The organism is Bradyrhizobium sp. 4 (assembly GCF_023100905.1).
In the GTDB taxonomy this organism is placed as follows: domain Bacteria; phylum Pseudomonadota; class Alphaproteobacteria; order Rhizobiales; family Xanthobacteraceae; genus Bradyrhizobium.
The window spans coordinates 4,211,502-4,233,875 of sequence record NZ_CP064686.1 but is presented as its reverse complement, the minus strand read 5'-3'; the positions used below and the strand labels follow the sequence as shown (position 1 = coordinate 4,233,875).

Annotated in this window: 22 protein-coding genes; 18 read left to right on the top strand and 4 right to left on the bottom strand. The window is 64.5% G+C overall.

What is annotated here, in order from left to right:
- Positions 1-116: 116 nt before the first annotated feature.
- Complete coding sequence (locus tag IVB45_RS19855; RefSeq protein ID WP_007590604.1) at positions 117-1,748, top strand: CTP synthase; 1,632 nt, start codon at positions 117-119, stop codon at positions 1,746-1,748.
- Positions 1,749-1,753: 5 nt separating this feature from the next.
- Here IVB45_RS19855 and IVB45_RS19850 read toward each other — a convergent pair whose 3' ends face one another.
- From IVB45_RS19850 to IVB45_RS19840, 3 genes are all read right to left on the bottom strand, one after another.
- The gene (locus tag IVB45_RS19850; RefSeq protein WP_247356357.1) at positions 1,754-2,416 is read right to left on the bottom strand and encodes an rRNA adenine N-6-methyltransferase family protein; all 663 of its coding nucleotides are present in this window, start codon (positions 2,414-2,416) and stop codon (positions 1,754-1,756) included.
- Positions 2,417-2,519: 103 nt separating this feature from the next.
- A complete protein-coding gene (locus tag IVB45_RS19845; protein WP_247356358.1) occupies positions 2,520-3,896 on the bottom strand; it encodes a HAMP domain-containing sensor histidine kinase in 1,377 nt (458 codons plus the stop codon).
- Complete coding sequence (locus IVB45_RS19840; protein ID WP_027567114.1) at positions 3,893-4,567, bottom strand: response regulator transcription factor; 675 nt, start codon at positions 4,565-4,567, stop codon at positions 3,893-3,895. The genes IVB45_RS19845 and IVB45_RS19840 overlap by 4 nt, the downstream gene beginning before the upstream one ends.
- A gap of 198 nt (positions 4,568-4,765) precedes the next feature.
- On the opposite strand from IVB45_RS19840, the gene IVB45_RS19835 reads away from it, so the two are divergent.
- From IVB45_RS19835 to IVB45_RS19825, 3 genes are all read left to right on the top strand, one after another.
- Positions 4,766-5,092: an NIPSNAP family protein gene (locus tag IVB45_RS19835; protein WP_007610789.1), complete on the top strand. Its 327-nt coding sequence runs from the start codon at positions 4,766-4,768 to the stop codon at positions 5,090-5,092.
- A 125-nt stretch (positions 5,093-5,217) separates the two neighbouring features.
- On the top strand, positions 5,218-6,081 hold the full coding sequence (gene kdsA, locus IVB45_RS19830) for a 3-deoxy-8-phosphooctulonate synthase (protein WP_247356359.1): 864 nt from the start codon (positions 5,218-5,220) through the stop codon (positions 6,079-6,081).
- The gene (locus IVB45_RS19825; protein ID WP_247356360.1) at positions 6,081-7,286 is read left to right on the top strand and encodes an MFS transporter; all 1,206 of its coding nucleotides are present in this window, start codon (positions 6,081-6,083) and stop codon (positions 7,284-7,286) included. The genes kdsA and IVB45_RS19825 overlap by 1 nt, the downstream gene beginning before the upstream one ends.
- Positions 7,287-7,307: 21 nt before the next feature.
- Here the strand turns inward: IVB45_RS19825 and queF are convergent, their stop codons facing one another.
- On the bottom strand, positions 7,308-7,784 hold the full coding sequence (queF, locus tag IVB45_RS19820) for a preQ(1) synthase (protein ID WP_247356361.1): 477 nt from the start codon (positions 7,782-7,784) through the stop codon (positions 7,308-7,310).
- Between the two features lie 126 nt (positions 7,785-7,910).
- Between queF and eno the strand changes: the two genes are divergently transcribed.
- From eno to lpdA, 14 genes are all read left to right on the top strand, one after another.
- On the top strand, positions 7,911-9,194 hold the full coding sequence (eno, locus tag IVB45_RS19815; RefSeq protein WP_007590612.1) for a phosphopyruvate hydratase: 1,284 nt from the start codon (positions 7,911-7,913) through the stop codon (positions 9,192-9,194).
- A gap of 33 nt (positions 9,195-9,227) precedes the next feature.
- Positions 9,228-10,361, top strand: a complete 1,134-nt coding sequence (locus IVB45_RS19810; protein WP_247356362.1) for a zinc-binding dehydrogenase — start codon at positions 9,228-9,230, stop codon at positions 10,359-10,361.
- A gap of 153 nt (positions 10,362-10,514) precedes the next feature.
- Positions 10,515-11,513: an MBL fold metallo-hydrolase gene (locus IVB45_RS19805; RefSeq protein WP_247356363.1), complete on the top strand. Its 999-nt coding sequence runs from the start codon at positions 10,515-10,517 to the stop codon at positions 11,511-11,513.
- A gap of 176 nt (positions 11,514-11,689) precedes the next feature.
- On the top strand, positions 11,690-12,241 hold the full coding sequence (locus tag IVB45_RS19800; RefSeq protein ID WP_027567108.1) for an NADPH-dependent FMN reductase: 552 nt from the start codon (positions 11,690-11,692) through the stop codon (positions 12,239-12,241).
- Positions 12,242-12,451: 210 nt separating this feature from the next.
- A complete protein-coding gene (locus IVB45_RS19795; RefSeq protein WP_007590617.1) occupies positions 12,452-12,769 on the top strand; it encodes a septum formation initiator family protein in 318 nt (105 codons plus the stop codon).
- Positions 12,770-12,937: 168 nt separating this feature from the next.
- A complete protein-coding gene (locus tag IVB45_RS19790) occupies positions 12,938-13,900 on the top strand; it encodes a GAF domain-containing protein (protein WP_247356364.1) in 963 nt (320 codons plus the stop codon).
- 311 nt (positions 13,901-14,211) lie between these two features.
- Entirely contained in the window at positions 14,212-15,729 is a 1,518-nt protein-coding gene (gene adh, locus IVB45_RS19785) for an aldehyde dehydrogenase (RefSeq protein WP_247356365.1), read from the top strand.
- Between the two features lie 265 nt (positions 15,730-15,994).
- Complete coding sequence (pdhA, locus tag IVB45_RS19780; RefSeq protein WP_007590620.1) at positions 15,995-17,017, top strand: pyruvate dehydrogenase (acetyl-transferring) E1 component subunit alpha; 1,023 nt, start codon at positions 15,995-15,997, stop codon at positions 17,015-17,017.
- A 29-nt stretch (positions 17,018-17,046) separates the two neighbouring features.
- Positions 17,047-18,435 (top strand): pyruvate dehydrogenase complex E1 component subunit beta, encoded by a 1,389-nt coding sequence (locus tag IVB45_RS19775; protein ID WP_027567105.1) that lies wholly within the window; start codon positions 17,047-17,049, stop codon positions 18,433-18,435.
- Between the two features lie 3 nt (positions 18,436-18,438).
- The gene (locus IVB45_RS19770; protein ID WP_007590623.1) at positions 18,439-18,741 is read left to right on the top strand and encodes a DUF5076 domain-containing protein; all 303 of its coding nucleotides are present in this window, start codon (positions 18,439-18,441) and stop codon (positions 18,739-18,741) included.
- Positions 18,742-18,743: 2 nt separating this feature from the next.
- On the top strand, positions 18,744-19,196 hold the full coding sequence (locus IVB45_RS19765; RefSeq protein WP_247356367.1) for a nucleoside deaminase: 453 nt from the start codon (positions 18,744-18,746) through the stop codon (positions 19,194-19,196).
- A 60-nt stretch (positions 19,197-19,256) separates the two neighbouring features.
- Positions 19,257-20,606, top strand: a complete 1,350-nt coding sequence (locus tag IVB45_RS19760) for a pyruvate dehydrogenase complex dihydrolipoamide acetyltransferase (protein ID WP_247356369.1) — start codon at positions 19,257-19,259, stop codon at positions 20,604-20,606.
- Between the two features lie 20 nt (positions 20,607-20,626).
- Positions 20,627-20,854, top strand: coding sequence for a hypothetical protein (locus tag IVB45_RS19755; protein ID WP_247356372.1), 228 nt, complete (start codon positions 20,627-20,629; stop codon positions 20,852-20,854).
- An 18-nt stretch (positions 20,855-20,872) separates the two neighbouring features.
- Entirely contained in the window at positions 20,873-22,294 is a 1,422-nt protein-coding gene (gene lpdA, locus IVB45_RS19750; RefSeq protein WP_027567102.1) for a dihydrolipoyl dehydrogenase, read from the top strand.
- The last annotated feature ends 80 nt before the right edge of the window (positions 22,295-22,374 follow it).

Genomic DNA, 22,374 nt, shown 5'->3' with positions numbered 1-22,374 from the left:
CATCAAGGCTCTGTCACCACTCTTAGTTCTGGCTCACCCACAGCCCCGCAAAATGTTTGGGGCGGAATACGAATCGCTTTGGCGAATCGAATTCGAGGGATTAGAGGTTAAGCCCCATGGCGCGGTACATATTCATCACCGGCGGCGTGGTTTCTTCGCTCGGCAAGGGTCTGGCTTCAGCGGCACTCGGTGCCCTGTTGCAAGCCCGGGGCTACAAGGTCCGCCTCCGCAAGCTCGACCCCTATCTCAATCTCGATCCCGGAACGATGTCGCCGTATCAGCACGGCGAAGTATTCGTGACCGATGACGGCGCGGAGACCGACCTCGATCTCGGTCACTATGAGCGCTTCACGGGGCGGCCGGCGACCAAGGCCGACAACATCACGACCGGGCGCATCTACCAGGACATCATCTCCAAGGAGCGGCGCGGCGATTATCTCGGCGCCACCATCCAGGTGGTTCCGCATGTCACCAATGCCATCAAGGATTTCGTCCTCGACGGCAACGACGATTACGACTTCGTGCTGGTCGAGATCGGCGGCACTGTCGGCGACATCGAAGGCCTGCCGTTCTTCGAGGCGATCCGCCAGCTCAAGAACGAGCTGCCGCGCGATCACGCCATCTACATTCATCTGACGCTGCTGCCGTACATCCCGAGCGCCGGTGAGCTGAAGACAAAGCCGACGCAGCACTCCGTCAAGGAGCTGCGCTCGATCGGCATCCAGCCGGACATCCTGCTCTGCCGTACCGATCGCGAAATCCCCAAGGAGGAACGGCGCAAGCTCGGGCTGTTCTGTAACGTGCGCGAGAGCGCCGTCATCGAGGCGCGCGACGCCGACAGCATCTACGCTGTCCCTCAGGCTTACCATGCCGCAGGCCTCGACGACGAAGTGCTTGCCGCCTTCGGCATCGGCTCGCGGATTCCGCCGGAGCTGCGGAGCTGGCAGCAGATCAACGAGCGCATCCGCAATCCCGAGGGCAACGTCACCATCGCCATCGTCGGCAAATATACCGGCATGAAGGATGCGTATAAGTCGCTGATCGAGGCGCTCTCGCATGGCGGCATCGCCAACAAGGTGAAGGTCAATCTCGACTGGATCGAAAGCGAGATCTTCGAGAAGGAAGATCCCGCGCCATTCCTCGAGCACGTCAACGGCATTCTGGTGCCCGGTGGCTTCGGCCAGCGCGGCGCCGAGGGCAAGATCCGCGCGGCGCAGTTCGCGCGCGAGCGCGACGTGCCGTATTTCGGCATCTGCTTCGGCATGCAGATGGCGGTGATCGAGGCTGCTCGGAATCTCGTCGGGATCGAGGAGGCCAACTCCACCGAGTTCGGCCCGACCAAGGAGCCCCTGGTGGGCTTGATGACGGAATGGCTGCGCGGCAACGAGCTCGAGAAGCGCACCAACGCCGGCGATCTCGGCGGCACGATGCGCTTGGGTGCCTATCCCGCGGCGCTCAATCGCGGCAGCCGCGTCTCGGAGGTTTATGGCGGCGCGACCGAGATTTCCGAGCGCCACCGCCATCGCTACGAGGTCAACACCGCCTACAAGGATCGCCTCGAGCAGCACGGGCTGAAATTCTCGGGCCTGTCGCCCGACGGCGTGCTGCCGGAGATCGTCGAGTACGAGGATCACCCCTGGTTCATCGGCGTCCAGTTCCATCCCGAACTGAAGTCGCGCCCCTTCGAGCCGCATCCGCTGTTCGCGTCGTTCATTCGCGCGGCGATGGTGCAGAGCCGCCTGGTGTAATCGGCTCAGGGCGTGGCGGTGCAGTCACGTGCGAGATGCATCGGCTCCGGCGAGACCGGCGTTGACGTAGCAGGCGCAAGCGATCCCGTGACGAGCTTCATCTGCGGCCGTCGCGTCAGCTTGTAGACGGCGGCCGGCGGCACGTTGAGCAGGGCACGATCCACCAGCTTTGCGCGCAAGCCCAGCCGGTCGAGCACGGGCCGCGCGATCGGGCAACTCATGCCGTAGGTGAACTGGTAGAAGGCGCCGCCGGGTCGGACATGACTGAACGCGCCACCGACGATCGAGACGACCTTGCGCGTCGACATGTTGAGCAGGGGCAGACCGCTCACGACGGCGCCGACGGGCGCGCCGTCATAGAGGCGCTCCGTTGCCAGCCGCCCCGCATCCATCCACAAGACGCGCGCGTTGGGAAAACGCATCTGGAGCACCTTCATGAAGTCGGAGCCGTATTCGATCAGCGTGAGGTCCTGCTGGCGCACGCCGCGTTTGAGCAGCTTGTAGGTGAACGCGCCGGTGCCGGGGCCGAGTTCGAGAACAGGGCCGGTCGATGCGGTGATCTCGCGGGTGATGAGATCGGCCAGCGCCGCGCCTGACGGCGCGATCGCGCCGACGCGGCGCGGGGCTGACATCCATGACAGGAAGAACGAGAGGAAATCGTTGGGCATGCGCACTCCGGCATCTTGGTTGCACCTCGCAGGTCAGAGGTGAGGCGGCCGAACAATCGCTTGAGTGCATTGCGACAGCATTGCGGGCTGTATGCCGATTGCGTCAATTCTCCCGGACGGGCGGCAGTGAAATCCTGAAGCACGCGCCGCCGATCGCTGCGTCCGCGACCGAGATGTGGCCACCATGCAGGAGCACGATCTCGCGCACCATGTTGAGGCCGAGACCGGCACCGCGATCGAGCGGTGTCAGCCGGTAGAACGGCTCGAATATTTGTTCGCGCTGATCGGCCGGAATGCCGGCGCCTTCGTCCGTGACCTCGATGCTCGCGGGCCTGCTGATACGAATGCCGATGGTGCCGCGGCGAGGGCCGTGCTGGATCGCATTCTGCACGAGGTTGGTCAGCGCGCGCTCCAGCGCCGCCGCATCGCCGATCGTTTCGACCGGCGTGGAGGGGGCGTCGAGCGCCAGCTCGTAGCCGGCGGCAATGGCCAGCGGCGCGAGATCTGCGGCCGCGCTTTGCGCGATTGCGACGAGGTCGACGCGCGTGAAGGGATGACCGCAGCGATCGAGCCGCTGAATGTCCAGCAATTGCTCGGCAAGTGTCGCCAGCCGCGCGGAATCCTCCAGCAGCCGGGTCTTGTCCGGCCCCGCTGGAAGCGACTCCAGCCGCGTGTTCAGGATTGCGATCGGCGTGCGCAACTCGTGTGCGGCATCTGCGACGAAGCGCTTGTGGCGGGCATAGCCCTGGTCTAGCCGCGCCAGCGCGTCGTTGACCGCAGTCACGAGCGGCACGACCTCCAGCGGAATCCGGTCCAGCGACAGCCGCGCGCCGCGTTGATGGATGTCGATGCGCCGCGCCTGGTCCGCCGTCGCATCGAGCGCCTCGAAGGCGCGCCGCACGATCATCGGCGTCGCGATGAAGGTCGCCGTTCCCATGAGGAGCAGGCCGGGCAGGGCGATGCCGAGCAATGCAAGCGACGTCATGAACAATGCCTTGGCGCCGGTGAGCTTGCCTTGCGTCGCCGTGATGATTTGCACATTGCCGGCGTCCGTGTCGACCCGCTTCAGCCGCGCCGGGGGCTTGCGCGGATCGTCCTCGAACAGCTGCGAGCCGAGCCGGGCCTGGCTGATCTGGTCGAGGCCGCCGCCGATGGCGGCGAATTCGGCCGGCACGGCGCCTTCGCTGAGCGAATGTCCCTGCCTGTCGCGGACCAGGAACCAGAGATCGGGGGTCTCGCTGCGCAATTGTTTCAGCTCGGTCGTCGACCGCAGGACCAGGTCGCCTTGCGCGTCGCGTCCGAGCGCGCGCTGGACGATATCGATCACGCGATCTTCGTCGCGCCCGGCGATCACGAACCCCGACACGCTCAACGCCCCGACGATGACGGCAACGAGCGCCGTGAGCAGCACCGCCTGGAGCGACAGCAGGCGCCAGCTCAGCCGCGAGCGCAGACAATAGGGATCGTGGTGCTTGCTCATGGTAGCTTCTTCAAGAGATAGCCGACGCCGCGGATGCCATGGATCTCCACGTGCGCATCGGCTTCCGAGAGTTTGCGGCGCAGGCGCGACACATGCGTATCGAGCGCATTCGACTGGATCTCGTCGTCGAAACTGTAGACGGCTTCTTCCAGCGCGGAGCGCAGCACGGTCCGGCCCATGCGGCGGACCAGCGCCTCCAGCACGAGGAGCTCGCGCCGCGGCAGCTCGAGCGGAGCCCCGTCGATGCTTGCCTCGCGATGGCCGAAATCGAAGGCGAGGCGGCCGGCGTGCATGATGTCGGGATGCAGCCCGGCGGGCCGGCGCAGCACGGCGCGCAGCCGCGCCAGCAATTCCTCCACCGCGAACGGCTTTGACAGATAATCATCCGCTCCGCAGTCGAGCCCGGCGACCCGGTCGGCGAGTTCGCCGCGCGCCGTCAACACGATGATCGGTACGCCGTCGGCGCGTGCCCTGAGTTTCGGGATCAGGGTGAGACCGTCGCCATCGGGAAGCTGGCGATCGAGCAGGACGGCGGCGTGGACGTCGGCAGAAATGGCCTCTTCCGCCTCGGCGAGCGTGGGGGCGTGGTCCACGACCATGTCGTAGCGCTTCAGCGCCGACGCCAGCGCGTCGGCCATTTCGGCCTCGTCCTCGACGAGCAAAATCCGCATGATCCGCACCTCAACCTCAATCGCGCCAATCTAGCGGGCGTATCATTGCGGCAGCATTGCGGGAACCGGCTCTCCATGAAGCGGCTTTGAGCGGACCTTAGCCATGCGCGGAACGCCACAGGGGGCGGCCGAGCGGGCCTCAAGACACCGTCAGGGCCAGCCGATATAACCGCCGGACCTGATCAGGGAGGAACAAGAATGATCTACGAAATGCGCATCTATCGCTGCGTGCCCGGCCGCCTGCCGGCACTGCTCAAGCGGTTCGAGACCGTCACGCTGAAGGTGTGGGAAAAGCACGGCATCAAGCAGGCCGGGTTTTTTACGACGCTGATCGGTGAATCCAACCAGGAGCTGACCTATTTTCTGGCCTGGGAGTCGCTCGCCGAGCGCGAGAAGAAGTGGGCCGCCTTCATGACCGATCCGGACTGGATGAAAGGGCGCGCCGAGAGCGAGGCGGACGGCCAGATCGTCGGCAACATCGTCAGCCAGATTCTGGCGCCGACCGCCTTCTCGGCGGTGAAGTAGAGGCTGCCGGCGCGAGGCCGTCGCGGGGGGCCTGGGCGCAACCCTGATATTCTGGGAGCCCAGGCCGAATGGGGTTGATCCGCCCTTCATCGCGGCTATGGTCGCGCCGCAACGAGGGATTTGCCTTGAGCTCTTCGACGTCAGCGGCGCCGGTCGTCACCATTGGCAAGGTCAAATTCGGCAATGATCTGCCGATCTCGATCATTGCCGGGCCGTGTCAGCTCGAAAGCCGCCAGCATGCGCTGGAGGTGGCCTCCGCGCTGCAGGAGATCGCCGCGCGGCTGCAGATCGGCCTCGTCTACAAGACTTCGTTCGACAAGGCCAATCGCACCAGCGCGTCGGCTGCGCGTGGTCTCGGGCTTGCCCAGTCGCTGCCGATCTTCGCCGAAATCCGATCGTCGCTCGGCCTGCCGGTTCTGACCGACGTGCATGACGCCGCGCAGTGCGCCGAGGTGGCGCAGGCAGTGGACATCCTGCAGATCCCCGCCTTCCTGTGTCGCCAGACCGATCTGTTGCTGGCGGCCGCCGCAACCGGCAAGGTCGTCAACGTCAAGAAGGGTCAGTTTCTCGCGCCCTGGGACATGGCCAACGTCGTCTCCAAGATCACGAGCGCGAACAATCCTAATGTGCTCGTCACCGAGCGTGGTGCGTCCTTCGGCTACAACACGCTGGTCTCCGACATGCGCGCCTTGCCGATCCTGGCGCGGACCACCGGCGCCCCCGTGATCTTCGACGCCACTCACTCGGTGCAACAGCCGGGCGGGAAGGGGACGTCTTCCGGGGGCGAGCGCGAATTCGTGCCGGTGCTCGCACGCGCAGCCGTTGCCGTCGGTGTTGCCGGTGTCTTCATCGAGACCCATCCCGACCCTGATAACGCGCCGTCCGACGGACCCAACATGGTGCCGCTGCGCGAATTCGAGGCGCTGATCCGAAAGCTGATGGCGTTCGACGCGCTCGCCAAAGATTCCACCAAAGCCGACCCGCGCTGATGCAGCAAGGCGCAGCGCGGCCGCACGATCACGGCCTGCCGGCCGCGCTCTACGTCATCTCCGGTGCAAGCTTCGCCGCAGCGCTCTCCGCGCGCGCGCTCGATCCGGTGCTGCCGCACGTCGCCGAGGACTTCGGCGTGAGCATCGCGACCGCTGCCGGCTTTGCAGCGGTGTTCGCCTTCACTTTCTCGATCATCCAGCCGATCGTCGGCGCCGCCGCCGATCTGTTCGGCAAGACGCGGCTGATGATCGGCTGCCTTGCGCTGCTCGGCCTTGCCAACATCCTGGGCTCGCTCTCGACCTCGTTCTCGGTCCTGTTCGCGACCCGTATCCTCGCCGGCATCGGCTCTGGCGGCGTGTTTCCGGTGGCGCTCAGCCTGACCAGCGATCTCGTCGGTCCGGAGAAACGCCAGGTCGCGATCAGCCGCACGCTTGCCGGCGCGATGACAGGCAATCTCCTCGGAGCCTCGGCCTCCGGCCTGATCGGCGATTTCCTCGGCTGGCGCGGCGTGCTGGCGGTGCTCGGCGTGCTCGTGATCGTTGCATCGATCGCGGTCGCCGCCGGTTTTCGTGGCGCCAAGGTCAAGCATCCGCCGAAGACGAGCCTGTCGGCGCTGAAGGCGGGCTATCGCACTATCTTTACCAACCCGAACGCCTATGTCTGTTATGCGGCGGTGTTCATCGAAGGCTGCTGCGTGCTCGGCCTGTTTCCCTACATCGCCTCGTTCCTGTTCGAACTCGGGCAGACCTCGCTCTCGATCGCGGGCGTCGTCATCGCGGGCTTTGCGGTCGGCGGCTTGTTCTACACCCTGACGGTGTCGCGCCTGCTGCCATGGCTAGGCATGAAGGGAATGATGATTGCGGGCATGACACTGGTGGCCTCGCAGCTCGTTGTCGTCGCCTTTGGCCTACGCTGGGAAGTGCAGGCGCTCAATCTCATCGTGATGGGCTGGGGCTTCTACATCGCCCATGGCTGCCTTCAGATGTTTGCCAGCGAGCTCTCGGTCGAAGCACGCGCGACCGCGCTGTCGCTGCATTCGTTCTTCTTCTTCATGGGGCAGACGGTCGGGCCGCTCGCCTATGGCCTTGGCCTCCAGCATGGCGGCAAGATGCCGACCCTGTTCGCGAGCGCCGCGATCATGGTCGTGCTCGGTTTCGTGTGTGCGCGGCTGTTGAAACAGCGCGCGCCATCCGACGCGCGCTGAGGCCTGGACAGGAGAGAGAGCTCAGCCCCGCCCGCGATAGGCCGCGACGCCCTGTTCCGGCACCCACAATCCCTTCGGCGCACGGCCGGTCTGCCAGAACACGTCGATCGGGATGCCGCCGCGCGGATACCAGTAGCCGCCGATGCGCAAGAACTTCGGCTTGATCTCGCTCGCGATGCGCTTGCCGATCATCACGGTGCAGTCCTCGTGGAAGGCGCCGTGATTGCGGAAGCTCGCGATGTAGAGTTTGAGCGATTTCGACTCCAGCAACCATTGGCCAGGGGCGTAATCGATCATCAGATGTGCGAAATCCGGCTGTCCCGTGACCGGGCAGAGCGAGGTGAATTCCGGCACGGTGAAACGGACCAGATAATCGGTGCCTCCTTGCGGATTGGGCACGCGGTCGAGTTTCGCCTTCTCGGGCGCATCCGGCCATTCGACAGCGCGGCCGAGCTGCAAAGCAGGGGAGTTGTTCGATTTGCTGGGTTTTTTCGACATCAGGCCGCCTCCGTAGCGGCCCTCTTAGCCAATCGAGACGCGGCCGTCACCCGGCCTTTTCCACTTCGACGCATTGCGGTAGAAGCACCGCCAACTGCCCCCTTTGGTCCCCGAAAAGAGGCTCTCATGACCGCCATCATCGACATCATCGGCCGCGAAATTCTCGATAGCCGGGGCAATCCCACCGTCGAGGTCGACGTCGTGCTGGAAGATGGCGCGCTTGGCCGTGCTGCCGTGCCGTCCGGCGCCTCCACCGGCGCCCACGAGGCGGTGGAACTGCGCGACGGCGACAAGGCCCGCTATCTCGGCAAGGGCGTCACCAAGGCAGTCGGCGCCGTCAACGGCGAGATCTTCGAGGCGCTGAGCGGCCTCGATGTCGAGCAGCAGGCCCAGCTCGACCAGATCATGATCGACCTCGACGGCACGCCGAACAAGAGCCGGCTCGGCGCCAACGCCATCCTCGGCGTGTCGCTCGCCTGCGCCAAGGCGGCCGCGAACTCGCTCGACATGCCGCTCTACCGTTACGTCGGCGGTACCTCGGCGCGGCTGCTGCCGGTGCCGATGATGAACATCATCAATGGCGGCATGCACGCCGACAATCCGATCGACTTCCAGGAGTTCATGATCCTGCCGGTTGGTGCGTCCTCCTTCGCCGAGGGCTTGCGCTACGGCGCGGAGGTCTTCCACACCTTGAAGTCGGAATTGAAGAAGGCCGGCCACAACACCAATGTCGGCGACGAGGGCGGCTTTGCCCCGAACCTGCCGTCGGCGGACGCCGCGCTCGAATTCGTCATGAACGCGATCGGCAAGGCCGGTTACAAGGCGGGCTCCGACATCGTCATTGGGCTCGACTGCGCCTCGACCGAGTTCTTCAAGGACGGCAAATACGTCTACGAAGGCGAGGGCAAGACCCGCTCGATCTCCGAGCAGGCCAAGTACCTTGCCGACCTCGTCTCGCGCTATCCGATCGTGACCATCGAGGACGGCATGTCGGAAGACGACATGGACGGCTGGAAAGAGCTGACCGACCTCGTCGGCAAGAAGTGCCAGCTGGTCGGCGACGATCTCTTCGTCACCAACGTCAAGCGCCTTGCCGAAGGCATCAAGGCCGGACGGGCCAACTCGATCCTGATCAAGGTCAACCAGATCGGCACGCTGACCGAGACGCTCGCCGCCGTCGAGATGGCGCACAAGGCCGGCTACACCTCGGTGATGTCGCACCGCTCCGGCGAGACCGAGGATTCCACCATCGCCGACCTCGCGGTCGCCACCAATTGCGGACAGATCAAGACCGGCTCCCTTGCACGCTCCGATCGCACCGCCAAATACAACCAGCTCTTGCGCATCGAGCAGCAGCTCGGCAAGCAGGCGCTCTACGGCGGCAAGGCGGCGTTGAAGGCGCTGGCATAAGCCAGGGTCTCGATAGAAACAGGGAGGATCGACATGAGCGACGGCAAGAACGGCCTGCAACTGCGTTCGCTGATCAAAAAGAGCGGTGAGCTCGAGATCTCGCTGCTCGACGTGCCGACCCCCGAACCCGCCGCGGACGAGGTCGTCGTCCGCGTCGAGGCAGCGCCGATCAATCCGTCCGACCTCGGGCTCCTGATCGGCGCGGCCGATATGAGCACGGCAAAGGCTTCCGGCGACAAGGGCACTCCCGTCATCACCGCGAAGGTGCCGGAAGGCGCGATGCGGGCGATGGCAGGTCGGCTCGACGAGTCCATGCCGGTCGGTAACGAAGGCGCAGGCGTCGTGATCAGGGCCGGCTCGTCGGATGCCGCGAAGGCACTGATGGGCAAGACGGTCGCGATGATCGGCGGCGCGATGTATACGCAGTATCGCACGCTGAAAGTACGCGAGTGCCTGCCGCTGCCCGAGGGCACCACGCCGGCCGAAGGGGCCTCCTGCTTCGTCAATCCGCTGACCGCGCTCGGCATGACCGAGACCATGCGACGCGAGGGTCACAAGGCGCTGGTGCACACTGCGGCCGCATCCAATCTCGGCCAGATGCTGAACAAGATCTGCATCAAGGACGGCATCCCGCTGGTCAACATCGTGCGCAGCAAGGAGCAGGCCGACATCCTGCACAAGATCGGCGCCAAATATGTCGTCGATTCCACCGCGCCGAGCTTCCTCGGCGATCTCACCAATGCGCTGGTCGAGACCGGCGCCACCATCGCCTTCGATGCCATCGGCGGCGGCAAGCTCGCCGGCGACATCCTCAACTGCATGGAAGTCGCGATCAACAAGACCGCGAAGGAATACAGCCGCTATGGCTCCAACGTGCACAAGCAGGTCTACGTCTATGGCGCGCTCGATGTTCGCCCGATCGAGCTGCCGCGCGGCTTCGGCATGGCCTGGGGCGTCGGCGGCTGGCTGCTGTTTCCGTTTCTGATGAAGATCGGGCAGGCGGACGGGGCTAGGCTGCGCCAGCGCGTCGTCGACGAACTGAAGACCACGTTTGCCAGCCACTACACCAAGGTGGTGTCGCTTTCGGAGGCGCTCGATCCCGCCAATATCGCGGTCTACGCCAAACGCGCCACCGGCGAAAAATTCCTCATCAACCCAAATAAATAATCGTGATGTGCGAGGGCACGTCACCAAAAGAAGGTCTTGTCTAAAGAAGGACTTGTCTAAAGAAGGTCTTGCCTTCTGAGCGAAGCGGGAGATTATTCCGCCGCCATTGAAAGCGGACAAAACCGCAAGGCGCGCTCAGAAGGGGACCTCTCCATGACCGATCTCAACCGCCGCCATTTGCTCGCAGGCGCCGCCGCCCTCGGTGCGGCGGCCGTGACCAAGCTTGGATCGACCGCCGCCAATGCCGCGGTGCCGCAAGCCGGCACGCAGGCGCCGGGCTTCTACCGCTATAAGGTCGGCAGCTACGAGTGCACCTCGATCAATGACGGCGCGCGCACTTTCCCGATGCCGGACAAGTTCGTCGTCAACGCGCCGAGGGAGGAAGCGCTGGCCGCGGGCGAGGCGGCCTATATGCCGAAGGGCATGGTCACGTTGCCGTTCAATCCGCAGCTCATCAACACCGGCTCCAAGCTGGTGCTGATCGACGCCGGCAACGGCATTGCGAATTTCGAGGCGAGCAAGGGCGCCGTCGGCCGCACGCTGCAAAACCTCCAAGCCGCCGGCGTCGACCCCAAGAGCATCGACGTGGTGCTGCTCTCGCATCTGCATCCGGATCACACCAACGGCATTCGTCTCGCCGACGGCGCGCTTGCCTTCCCCAATGCGGAGATCATGGTGCCGGGCAAGGACTGGGAGTTCTGGACCAGCGAGGACAACGCCGCCAAGGCCGAGTCCAACGCGATGATGAAGAATTACTTCGCCAACGTGAAGAAGACCTTTGCCGGCCTCGAATCCAAGGTGACGAAATACGAGTGGGGCAAGGAGGTCGCGCCGGGCATCACGTCGATCGCGACGCCCGGCCACACCCCCGGGCACACCTCGTTCGCGGTCGCCTCGGGCGATGCCAAGGTGCTGATCCAGTCCGACGTCACCAACATCCCAGAGTTCTTCCTGCGCAATCCGGACTGGCATGTGATGTTCGACACCGATGCTGCGCTGGCGCAGGAGACCCGCCACAAATTCTACGACATGGCGGCAGCCGAAAAGGCGACCGTGATCGGCTTCCACTTCACCTTCCCCTCGGTCGGCCATGTCGAGAAGGACGGCGCCAAATATCGCCTGATCCCGTCGGCGTGGAATCCGACGATCTGAGCCGATTTGCAGATTTGTGCCGAGGAGTCAGGTCGCCACTTGGCGGCCTGATTGTTTGGGCAACCGTTCAGAAACCCAGCGTTTCCAAATCCGACCGGTCCATGCACTTGCATCCATCGCTCGGGACCGCTTAAGTGCCGCCCCGGCACTCCCGCTGAAGATTTCGAGGACACTCCATGGCCTACAATATCGTCACGATCGCCGGCAGCCTGCGCAAGGACAGCTTCTCGCTGAAGATCGCTCATGCGCTCGCCAAGCTCGCGCCTGCTTCGCTCAAGCTCGAGGTCATCACGCCGGCCGGCATCTCGTTCTTCAACCAGGACCTCGAAGGCGCGCCGCCGGCCGATTGGCTGTCTTTTCGCGAAAAGATCCAGAAGTCGGACGGCGTCATCTTCGTCACGCCGGAATACAATCGCGCGATCCCGGGCGTGCTGAAGAACGCCATCGACGTCGCCTCGCGGCCCTACGGCAAGAGCTCGTTCAACGGCAAGCCGGTCGGCATCGTCGCGAACTCGCCGGGTCCGCTCGGCGGCGTCAGCGCCGCCAAGACGCTGCAGAACATCCTGCCGGGCATTTCCGGTCCGATCCTACAGCAGCCGGAGGCTTATCTGAACGGGGTGGGCGACGCCTTTGACGCCGACGGCAATTTGACGAAGGAGTCCCTGAAGCCCGTGCTCCAGGCCTATATCGACGCGTTTGCGGTGCACGTGGCGAAGCACCACGGCTGAGGCGCGATTCTCAGGACTTCGTCATGGCCGGGCAAAAGCGCGAAGCGCGTCTTCGCGCTAGATGTCCCGGCCATCCACGTGCTCGCTAAATTGACGAAGAACGTGGATGCCCGGCACAAGGCCGGGCATGACGGCTAAGTCAGGCACGGGAACGCGATGCGGGCGGGGGCAATTAGCACGCCCTTAACCAACCTGTCCCATCTTCCCAGGATGGTCTCCCGCGCGCGCCTGAAATCGATCCTGACCGGTCTTGCCCTCTATGCGATGGCGGCCGCCATCGTCGGCTATTTCGGCGTCAACGCCTATACCGGCAAATACGGCCTCAACGCCCGCCAGGAGCTCGACCAGGAGATCGTGGCGCTGACGAGCGAGCTTGCCCAGCTCAAGCGCGAGCGTGCCAGGAGCGAGCAGCGCGTTTCGCTGCTGCGCTCCGCGAAGATCGACCCAGACATGCTGGACGAGCGGGCGCGCTTCCAGCTCGACTACGTCAATCCGCGCGATCTCGTCCGGACGATCCCGGCGAACTGACAACTCTTCCGAAAGTTGAAGGCCTCTAAGTTGAAGGCCTGGAACCGGACTGCCGTCTTGACGGCAGCGCCGCAACCGGCTCATGGCTTCCATCATCATGGCCAGGGTTGACGCAGATCAACCGGGCCGTGCCGGCACCGTCTAGATTGCCACCCGGAGGAAACAGTGATGAATGGGCAATCCCCCCGGCATCACGCGGCCCGTGTCGAGGCCGCCATTACGTCAGGCCAGGCGGCACGCTCGTCGCTCGTGGCCTCGTGGCGCCGTTCATCCAGATTGCATCGTCTCGATCCCGCCGGCCGTAGCTTGCCGAACCGGCTGAGCGAAGCCGAGCTGCACCGCGCGCGGGAGCGCGTCGCGCCGCTGCTCGCCGCTGCGCGGGGTGCGATGGACCGGCTCTATCAGGCGGTCGGCGCCAGCGGCTGCTGCGTGCTGCTTGCGGACGGCGAGGGCGTGCCGGTCGATCGCCGCGGCACCCCGGCCGACGATGCGACATTTCAGTCCTGGGGCCTCTGGACCGGCGCGCTCTGGAGCGAGGAGCATGAGGGCACCAACGGCATCGGCACCTGCCTCGTCGAGCAGCGTCCGTTGACGATCGACCGCGATCAGCATTTCTTCACCCGCAACACGCTTCTGAGCTGCACCGCCGTTCCGATCTACGACCATGAGGCTGCGTTCGCGGGCGTGCTCGACGTCTCCTCCTGCCGCGCCGACCGCACCGACGTGTTTTCCAGTCTGATCGCGCTCGCGGCCGGTGAGGCAGCCAGGCGTATCGAAGCCGATCTGTTTCGCAGGGCCTTCGCCCATGCCCGCATCGTGCTGACGCAAGCTGCGGACGGCCAGTGCGGCGGCCTCGTTGCGGTCGATGCGGACGATCTCGTGATCGGCGCCACCCGGTCCGCCCGAGCGGGACTCGGGATTGCGCCCGGCCGGGCGTTGCAGCCGATGCCTGCCGCTGATCTCCTCGGCGGCGACACCGCGCGCGACCATCTTGCCGGCGGTCAGCGCGCAGTGTTGCAGCGGGCGCTCTTGCGCGCAGGCGGCAATGTCTCGGCGGCCGCGAAGGCCCTCGGCGTCAGCCGTGCCACGCTGCACAGAAAGCTCAAGCGGTTCGAGCTGAACGCGCATTGAGCTGCTGGTAGATTCTCATGGTGAGGAGACCGCAAAGCGGTCGTCTCGAACCACAAGATGCCCTGCTGTCACCCCAGCCATCCTTCGAGACGCGCGCAAGAGCGCGCTCCTCAGGATGAGGTCAGTATGTGCGGCGGCGTCATTACGTGCGGCGGCACGACGTGCAGCCTCGTCACCTGTCGCAGAACTGCGACAGGTCGGCTCCATCATCGCTCCTATCAGGGCTGACAGAAGACGCCTCCCGCGACATCGTCGGCGCAAGTCGCGACCATGCGACGAATTGCGCAAACAGCAAACATCGGGAGTGATCAATGAACAAGGTAGAATTCCTCAGCGTCACCAAAATTCCCTTCGCCGAACGCTACGACAATTTCATCGGCGGCAAATTCGTCGCGCCGATCTCCGGCAAGTATTTCGACAACGCCTCGCCGGTGACAGGCCAGATCGTCTGCAAGATCGCGCGCTCCGACGCGCAGGACGTCGAGGCAGCGCTCGACGCAGCGCATGCCGCGAAGGCCGCTTGGGGCCGCACCAGCGTCGCCGAGCGCGCCGCGATGCTGAACCGGATCGCCGACCGCATGGAAGACAATCTCGAGCGTCTCGCCATCGCCGAGACCTGGGACAACGGCAAGCCGATCCGCGAGACCCGCGCAGCGGACATCCCGCTGGCCATCGACCACTTCCGCTATTTCGCCGGCGCCATCCGTGCCCAGGAAGGCTCGATCGGCGAGATCGATCACGACACCGTTGCCTACCATTTCCACGAACCGCTCGGCGTGGTCGGCCAGATCATCCCCTGGAACTTCCCGCTGCTGATGGCCTGCTGGAAGCTCGCGCCCGCGCTCGCCGCCGGCAATTGCGTCGTGCTCAAGCCGGCCGAGCAGACCCCGGCCTCGATCATGGTCTGGGCCGAGATCATCGGCGACATTCTGCCGCCCGGCGTCCTCAACATCGTCAACGGCTTTGGTCTGGAAGCCGGCAAGCCGCTCGCGTCCAGCCCGCGCATCGCCAAGATCGCCTTCACCGGCGAGACCACGACGGGCCGGCTGATCATGCAGTATGCCAGCCAGAACCTCATTCCCGTCACGCTCGAGCTCGGCGGCAAGTCGCCCAACATCTTCTTCAGCGACGTCACCGCCGAAGACGACGACTTCTTCGACAAGGCGATCGAAGGTTTCGTCATGTGCGCGCTGAACCAGGGCGAGGTCTGCACCTGTCCGAGCCGGGCGCTGGTCCACGCCGACATCTATGACCGCTTCATGGAGCGGGCGCTGAAGCGCGTCGCCGCGATCAAGCAGGGCGATCCGCGTGCGGCCGACACCATGATCGGTGCGCAGGCTTCCGGCGAGCAACTCGCAAAAATCCTCTCCTACATCGACATCGGCAAGCAGGAGGGGGCCAAGGTGCTGGCCGGCGGCGGACGCGCCGAACTCGGCGGCGATCTCGCCGGCGGCTTCTACGTCCAGCCGACCGTGTTCGAGGGCCACAACAAGATGCGCGTCTTCCAGGAGGAGATCTTCGGCCCCGTCGTTTCTGTCACGACCTTCAAGAACGACGAGGAGGCGCTCGAGATCGCCAACGACACGCCCTACGGCCTGGGGGCCGGCGTCTGGAGCCGCGACGCCAACCGCTGCTATCGCTTCGGCCGGGCAATCCAGGCCGGCCGGGTCTGGACCAACTGCTACCATGCCTATCCCGCGCATGCGGCCTTCGGCGGCTATAAGCAGTCGGGCGTCGGGCGCGAGACCCACAAGATGATGCTCGATCACTACCAGCAGACCAAGAACCTGCTGGTCAGCTACAGCCCCAAGAAGCTGGGCTTCTTCTGATCGGACGGAAGTGGGCGGCGCCGCTTCGGCGTCGCCCACTCCAAACGGCGGGACTTTATCGGCTCGACGCTTTTTGATGAGGTCACGAATCTGCGCGTGCGGCGACCGTGTCGATTTGTTGCCCGATCCGCGTCAAAGATTTTGCAATATTACGATCACGTTGCAGTGCGGCATAATGAAAGTCGTGCCATGCCGCCGCGGTGCTTTCCAAGGGCATTTGACTTGGGTTAGAGAGGGCTGAAGTTTTCTCTGACCCGGAATTCCCATGGCCGCACCCAAGAAAGCCGCCGCAAGCACTGCACAGGACAAGACCGACGGCGGTTCGCCCCCGGAATTCACCAGAGAGCAGGAGCTCAAGGCGCTCCGCGACATGCTCCTGATCCGGCGGTTCGAGGAAAAGGCCGGCCAGCTCTACGGCATGGGCGCGATTGGTGGCTTCTGCCACCTTTATATCGGCCAGGAGGCTGTGGTGGTCGGGATGCAGATGGCCCTGAAGCCGGGCGACCAGGTCATCACCGGCTATCGCGATCACGGTCATATGCTCGCCACCGGCATGGAGGCCAACGGCGTCATGGCCGAGCTCACCGGCCGTCGCGGCGGCTATTCCAAGGGCAAGGGCGGCTCCATGCACATGTTCAGCAAGGAGAAGCACTTTTACGGCGGCCACGGCATCGTCGGCGCCCAGGTCTCGCTCGGCACCGGGCTCGCTTTCGCCAATCACTATCGCGACAACGACAATGTCAGCGTCACCTATTTCGGCGACGGTGCGGCCAACCAGGGCCAGGTCTATGAGAGCTTCAACATGGCGGAGCTCTGGAAGCTGCCGGTGATCTACGTGATCGAGAACAACCGCTACGCCATGGGCACTTCGGTCTCGCGCGCCTCGGCGCAGCAGGATTTCTCCAAGCGCGGCGCCTCCTTCAACATTCCCGGCCAGCAGGTCGACGGCATGGACGTGCGTGCCGTCAAGGCCGCCGGCGACGAGGCGGCGGCCTGGTGCCGCGCCGGCAAGGGCCCCTTCATCCTGGAGATGCAGACCTACCGCTACCGCGGCCACTCGATGTCCGATCCCGCAAAGTATAGAACGCGCGAGGAGGTCGAAAAAGTCCGCCACGACCAGGATCCGATCGAGCAGGTGCGCAACCGCCTGTTGGCCGCCAAGGTCAGCGAGCAGGATCTGAAGGCGATCGACGCCGAGGTGCGCGACATCGTCAACGCGTCCGCCGATTTCGCCCAGCATGATCCCGAGCCGGATGCCGCCGAGCTCTGGACCGATATTTACCGCTGAACGCGCGCAAGCTTTCTTTTGGAGCCGATATGCCAATTCAAGTGCTGATGCCCGCGTTGTCGCCCACGATGGAGAAGGGCAACCTCTCCAAATGGCTGAAAAAAGAGGGTGAGACGATCAAGTCCGGCGACGTCATCGCCGAGATCGAGACCGACAAGGCGACCATGGAGGTCGAGGCGACCGATGAAGGTACGCTCGGCAAGATCCTGATCCCCGAGGGCACCGCCGACGTGGCCGTGAACACGCCGATCGCAACGATTCTCGCCGATGGTGAGAGTGCCGCCGATCTCGCCAAGGCGCCCGCGCCTGCCCAGCAGCAGAAGGCTGCCGAATCCGCAGCTCCTGCCGCCGCGAAGGCCGAGGCTCCAGCTCCCAAAGCTGCGCCGGCGCCGCAGGCCGTCGCAGAACCCGACCCGGAAGTGCCCGCCGGCACCGAGATGGTGACGCAGACCATCCGCGAAGCCCTGCGCGATGCCATGGCCGAAGAGATGCGCCGCGACGCCGACGTCTTCGTGATGGGCGAAGAGGTCGCCGAGTACCAAGGCGCCTACAAGGTGACGCAAGGGCTGCTTCAGGAATTCGGCGCCAAGCGCGTCATCGACACGCCGATCACCGAGCACGGCTTTGCCGGCATCGGCGTCGGCGCTGCCATGACCGGTTTGAAGCCGATCGTCGAGTTCATGACCTTCAACTTCGCCATGCAGGCGATCGACCAGATCATCAACTCCGCGGCCAAGACGCTCTACATGTCCGGCGGCCAGATGGGCTGCTCGATCGTGTTCCGCGGGCCCAACGGCGCTGCTTCCCGCGTCGCCGCTCAGCACAGCCAGGATTATTCGTCCTGGTATTCGAACGTCCCGGGCCTCAAGGTCGTCGCGCCGTTCTCGGCCGCTGATTACAAGGGCCTGCTCAAGGCTGCGATCCGCGATCCCAATCCGGTGATCTTCCTCGAGAACGAGATGCTCTACGGTCACACCGGCGAGGTGCCGAAGCTCGATGACTTCGTGATTCCGATCGGCAAGGCGCGCATCGTGCGTTCCGGCAGCCATGTCACGATCATCTCGTGGTCGAACGGCATGAGCTACGCGCTGAAAGCCGCCGACGAACTCGCCAAGGACGGCATCGAGGCCGAGGTGATCGACCTGCGCACGCTGCGTCCGATGGACACAGAGACCATCATCAACTCCGTCAAGAAGACGGGACGTGCCGTCACGGTGGAAGAGGGCTGGGCCCAGAGCGGCGTCGGCGCCGAGATCGCAGCGCGGATCATGGAGCATGCCTTCGACTATCTGGATGCGCCTGTAACCCGCGTCTCCGGCAAGGACGTGCCGATGCCCTATGCCGCGAACCTGGAAAAGCTCGCGCTGCCTTCGGCTGCCGAAGTGGTCGAGGCCGCCAAAGCCGTCTGCTACAGGTAGACCATGGCGGGCCCGAAGGAGCAGCCATTGCCACCCGACGTCCTCGTCCGCGATGATGCGGTCGAGATCCTGCGCGTGTTCGTGCTGGACGGCGGGCTGTCGATGGCGTTCCAGCGGGCCTTCGACGAGCCCGACATGTGGGGCCTGCTGCTCGTCGATCTCGCCCGTCACGCCGCGCGCGCCTATGCGCGCGAGAGCGAATACACCGAGGAGGACGCGCTAAACCGGATCATCGAAATGTTCCAGGCCGAGATCGAGCGTCCTACCGACACCGGCACCACGACGCCGCGCGGGAAGGGGCACTGACCGTGGCGATCGAGTCCTATCATTTCGATTTCATGCTGGAGGCGATCCGCGAGGCGCAAGCCTCAATCGCGCAAGGCGGCCTACCGATCGGCGCCGTGCTGACCCGCGATAACAAGGTGATCGCCCGCGGCCACAACAATCGCGTGCAGGAGAACAACCCGATCCTGCACGGCGAGATGAGTTGCCTGCGCGAGGCGGGTGCGATTTCGTTCCACGACACCGTCATGTACACCACGCTGTCGCCATGCGCGATGTGTGCCGGTGCGCTCGCGCTGTTCAAGGTCAAGCTCGTGGTGATCGGAGAGGCCGTCACCTTCGAGGGCTCCAAGGACATTCTCGACAAGTTCGGCATCCCGTGGATCGACCTTGCCGACGACCGCTCCATCACCATGATGAAAAATTGGCGTTCTATTCCTGCCAATGAGCGGCTGTGGCAGGGCGACATCGGCAACTAACCTGGTCTGTCCGTCTTCGGTCCGGAGACGGAATTTTGCAAAGTTCTTCTTGAGGTCAGCATGCCCATCAACATCCTGATGCCCGCTCTTTCGCCGACGATGGAGAAGGGCAACCTCGCCAAGTGGCTGAAGAAGGAAGGCGACAAGGTCAAATCCGGCGATGTCATCGCCGAGATCGAGACCGACAAGGCGACCATGGAGGTCGAGGCCATCGACGAGGGGACGATCGCCAAGATCCTCGTGCCCGAGGGCACGCAGGACGTCCCGGTCAATGACGTGATCGCGGTGCTGGCCGGCGAGGGCGAGGACGTGAAGGCGGCAGGTGCCGCCAAGCCCAGTGCTTCCACCGCACCTCCGAAAGCTGCTGAAGCTCCCGCTGCCGCAGCGGCTCCTGCGGCTGCTGCGCCCAAGGCCGCCCCGGCGCCCGCCGCAGCACCTGCACCGCAGGCCGCAGCACTGGCCGTGCAGAGCAACGGACATGGCGACCGCGTGTTCTCCTCGCCGCTGGCGCGCCGTCTCGCCAAAGAATCCGGCCTCGACGTGTCGATGGTGACTGGCACCGGCCCGCATGGCCGCGTGGTGGCCCGCGACGTCGAGCAGGCCAAGTCCGGCAAGGGCCTCAAGGCTCCCGCGGCGACGCCGTCAGGCGCGCCCTCGACCGCGCCGACCATGTCGGACAAGCAGATCCTGTCGCTGTTCGAGCCGGGCTCCTACGAGGTCGTCCCGCATGACGGCATGCGGCGCACGATTGCGCAGCGTCTGACCGCGTCGATCCAGAACGTTCCGCACTTCTACCTCACCATCGACTGCGACATCGGCAAGCTGCTCGCCGCGCGCGAGGAGATCAATGCGGCTGCTCCCAAGGACAAGGAGAAGAAGCCGCTCTACAAGATCTCGGTCAACGACTTCGTCATCAAGGCGATGGCGGTGGCGCTGCAGAAGATCCCGAATTGCAATGTGAGCTGGACCGAAAGCGGCATGGTCAAGCACCACCATTCCGACGTCGGCGTTGCGGTGGCGATGCCCGGCGGCCTGATCACGCCGATCATCCGCAAGGCTGAGACCAAGACGCTGTCGACCATCTCCAACGAGATGAAGGATTTTGCGACACGCGCCCGCTCGCGCAAGCTGAAGCCGGAAGAATACCAGGGCGGCACCACGGCCGTTTCCAACCTCGGCATGTTCGGCATCAGCCACTTCACCGCCGTGATCAATCCGCCGCACGCGACGATCCTCGCAGTCGGCACCAGCGAGGAGCGGCCAGTCGTCCGCGGCGGCAAGATCGAGATCGCGAACATGATGAGCGTGACCCTGTCCTGCGATCACCGTGCCATCGACGGCGCGCTCGGCGCGGAGCTGATCGGCGCCTTCAAGCAGCTGATGGAAAATCCCGTCATGATGATGGTGTAGCCCAGGGAGGCGCGGGGTGAATGCGAACGCGCTGGCCCTGGATCTCCTTGTTGCTCTCGGCTGTGGTTGCACTCAATCCTGTCGGGCTCGATATTCTGCATTCCGCGTTCTTTGCCGGCGAGCAGCTGGCACGGAGCATCGGCCAGGCCGTCGTTCTGATCGCACTGGCTATCATGGCCGGCGCGATCCTGCTCGAATGGCTGGTCCGGGTTATCATTTCCAGGCGCCGCGTCCGCGACGCCTCTTGAGTTGAATGGGGAGCCGCCATGGCCGACACATCCTTCGACATCATCATCATCGGCTCCGGTCCGGGCGGCTATGTCACCGCGATCCGCGCCGCCCAGCTCGGCTTCAAGGTCGCGATCGTCGAGAAATCCTATCTCGGCGGCATCTGCCTGAACTGGGGCTGCATCCCGACCAAGGCGCTGCTGCGCTCGGCCGAGATCTACCACTACATGCAGCACGCCAAGGATTACGGCCTGTCGGCGGACAACGTCTCGTTCGACCCGAAGGCGGTGGTGCAGCGCTCGCGCGGCGTCTCGAAGCGGCTGAACGACGGCGTCGGCTTCCTGATGAAGAAGAACAAGGTCAGCGTGATCTGGGGCGCGGCCTCGATCGATGCGCCCGGCAAAGTCACCGTGAAGAAGTCCGACGTCGAGGGGCCAAAGGGCACGCTGGGCGAGGGGACATATCAGGCCAAACACATCATCGTCGCGACCGGCGCGCGGCCGCGCGTGCTGCCGGGCCTCGAGCCTGACAAGAAGCTGATCTGGACTTATTTCGAAGCGATGGTGCCGGAGCGGATGCCGAAATCGCTGCTGGTGGTCGGCTCCGGCGCGATCGGCATCGAGTTCGCGTCTTTCTTCCACACCATGGGTTCTGACGTTACCGTGGTCGAAGTGCTGCCGCAGATCCTGCCGGTTGAGGACGCCGAGATTGCGGGCCTGGCCCGCAAGCGTTTTGAGAAGCAGGGCATCAAGATCCTGTCCTCGACCAAGGTGACCAAGCTCGAGAAGAAGGCCGATAGCGTCGTTGCTACCATTGACGACGGCAAGGGCAAGCCTGTGACGACCGAGTTCGAGCGCGTGATCTCGGCCGTCGGCGTCGTCGGCAACATCGAGAATCTCGGTCTCGAAAAGCTCGGCGTCAAAACCGATCGCGGCGTCATCGTGATCGACGGCTACGGCAAGACCAACATCCCCGGCATCTACGCCATCGGCGACGTCGCCGGCCCGCCGATGTTGGCTCACAAGGCCGAGCACGAAGGCGTGATCTGCGTCGAGGCGATCAAGGGCCTGCATCCGCACGCCATGGACAAGAACCTGATCCCGGGCTGCACCTATTGCAATCCGCAGGTCGCCTCCGTCGGCCTCACCGAAGCCAAGGCCAAGGAGAACGGCCGTGAGATCCGCGTCGGCCGCTTCCCCTTCGTCGGCAACGGCAAGGCCATCGCCCTCGGCGAGGACCAGGGGTTGGTCAAGGTGATCTTCGACAAAAAGACAGGCCAGCTGCTCGGCGCCCACATGATCGGCGCAGAGGTCACCGAGTTGATCCAGGGCTACGTCGTCGCCATGAACCTGGAGACGACGGAAGAGGAGCTGATGCACACGGTATTCCCGCATCCGACGCTGTCGGAGATGATGAAGGAAGCCGTGCTGGATGCGTATGGACGGGTGCTGAATATTTGACGAGCGCGCATCGCCGCCCGCCACCGTCATTGCGAGCGAAGCTAAGCCATCCAGACTGCCTCCGCGGAAAGATTCTGGAT

Excerpts from the sequence above, each read along its gene's own strand:
- IVB45_RS19855 (WP_007590604.1), top strand. The coding sequence starts at position 117 with ATGGCGCGGTACATATTCATCACCGGCGGCGTGGTTTCTTCGCTCGGC.
- IVB45_RS19850 (WP_247356357.1), bottom strand. The coding sequence starts at position 2,416 with ATGCCCAACGATTTCCTCTCGTTCTTCCTGTCATGGATGTCAGCCCCG.
- IVB45_RS19845 (WP_247356358.1), bottom strand. The coding sequence starts at position 3,896 with ATGAGCAAGCACCACGATCCCTATTGTCTGCGCTCGCGGCTGAGCTGG.
- IVB45_RS19840 (WP_027567114.1), bottom strand. The coding sequence starts at position 4,567 with ATGCGGATTTTGCTCGTCGAGGACGAGGCCGAAATGGCCGACGCGCTG.
- IVB45_RS19835 (WP_007610789.1), top strand. The coding sequence starts at position 4,766 with ATGATCTACGAAATGCGCATCTATCGCTGCGTGCCCGGCCGCCTGCCG.
- IVB45_RS19825 (WP_247356360.1), top strand. The coding sequence starts at position 6,081 with ATGCAGCAAGGCGCAGCGCGGCCGCACGATCACGGCCTGCCGGCCGCG.
- queF (WP_247356361.1), bottom strand. The coding sequence starts at position 7,784 with ATGTCGAAAAAACCCAGCAAATCGAACAACTCCCCTGCTTTGCAGCTC.
- eno (WP_007590612.1), top strand. The coding sequence starts at position 7,911 with ATGACCGCCATCATCGACATCATCGGCCGCGAAATTCTCGATAGCCGG.
- IVB45_RS19810 (WP_247356362.1), top strand. The coding sequence starts at position 9,228 with ATGAGCGACGGCAAGAACGGCCTGCAACTGCGTTCGCTGATCAAAAAG.
- IVB45_RS19805 (WP_247356363.1), top strand. The coding sequence starts at position 10,515 with ATGACCGATCTCAACCGCCGCCATTTGCTCGCAGGCGCCGCCGCCCTC.
- IVB45_RS19800 (WP_027567108.1), top strand. The coding sequence starts at position 11,690 with ATGGCCTACAATATCGTCACGATCGCCGGCAGCCTGCGCAAGGACAGC.
- IVB45_RS19795 (WP_007590617.1), top strand. The coding sequence starts at position 12,452 with ATGGTCTCCCGCGCGCGCCTGAAATCGATCCTGACCGGTCTTGCCCTC.
- IVB45_RS19790 (WP_247356364.1), top strand. The coding sequence starts at position 12,938 with ATGAATGGGCAATCCCCCCGGCATCACGCGGCCCGTGTCGAGGCCGCC.
- adh (WP_247356365.1), top strand. The coding sequence starts at position 14,212 with ATGAACAAGGTAGAATTCCTCAGCGTCACCAAAATTCCCTTCGCCGAA.
- pdhA (WP_007590620.1), top strand. The coding sequence starts at position 15,995 with ATGGCCGCACCCAAGAAAGCCGCCGCAAGCACTGCACAGGACAAGACC.
- IVB45_RS19775 (WP_027567105.1), top strand. The coding sequence starts at position 17,047 with ATGCCAATTCAAGTGCTGATGCCCGCGTTGTCGCCCACGATGGAGAAG.
- IVB45_RS19770 (WP_007590623.1), top strand. The coding sequence starts at position 18,439 with ATGGCGGGCCCGAAGGAGCAGCCATTGCCACCCGACGTCCTCGTCCGC.
- IVB45_RS19760 (WP_247356369.1), top strand. The coding sequence starts at position 19,257 with ATGCCCATCAACATCCTGATGCCCGCTCTTTCGCCGACGATGGAGAAG.
- IVB45_RS19755 (WP_247356372.1), top strand. The coding sequence starts at position 20,627 with ATGCGAACGCGCTGGCCCTGGATCTCCTTGTTGCTCTCGGCTGTGGTT.
- lpdA (WP_027567102.1), top strand. The coding sequence starts at position 20,873 with ATGGCCGACACATCCTTCGACATCATCATCATCGGCTCCGGTCCGGGC.